The 504-nt window shown below is 62.7% G+C and carries 1 protein-coding gene; it reads left to right on the top strand.

Annotated elements, in window-relative coordinates; translation table 11 throughout:
• Positions 1 to 504: 3-hydroxyacyl-CoA dehydrogenase NAD-binding domain-containing protein (locus tag ACEWB7_RS17475; protein WP_411581020.1), on the top strand; the 504-nt coding region annotated here is incomplete at both ends.

Here is a 504-nt window from a genome sequence, read left to right as displayed (position 1 = left end):
GTCGATGCCGTCGTCGCTCCGGAGAAACTGCAGGAAGCTGCCCTGGACCTGGTCAAGCGCGCCATCTCCGGCGAGCTGGACTACAAGGCCAAGCGCCAGCCGAAGCTGGACAAGCTCAAGCTCAACGCCATCGAGCAGATGATGGCCTTCGAAACCGCCAAGGGCTTCGTCGCCGGCCAGGCCGGTCCGAACTACCCGGCGCCGGTGGAAGCCATCAAGAGCATCCAGAAGGCCGCCAACTTCGGCCGCGACAAGGCGCTGGAAGTCGAAGCCGCCGGCTTCGTCAAGCTGGCCAAGACCTCGGTCGCGCAGAGTCTGATCGGCCTGTTCCTGAATGACCAGGAACTGAAGAAGAAAGCCAAGAAATACGACGAAGTCGCCAAGGACGTGAAACTGGCCGCCGTGCTCGGCGCCGGCATCATGGGCGGCGGCATCGCCTATCAGTCGGCGCTCAAGGGCACCCCGATCCTGATGAAGGATATCCGCGAAGAGGGTATCCAGATG

Origin of the sequence: Acinetobacter sp. NIOH-H-8 (genome assembly GCF_046635365.1) — a bacterium.
Classification (GTDB): domain Bacteria; phylum Pseudomonadota; class Gammaproteobacteria; order Pseudomonadales; family Moraxellaceae; genus Acinetobacter.
The sequence above is the reverse complement of the archived record's forward strand: the minus strand, read 5'-3'. Positions and strand labels throughout refer to the sequence as shown.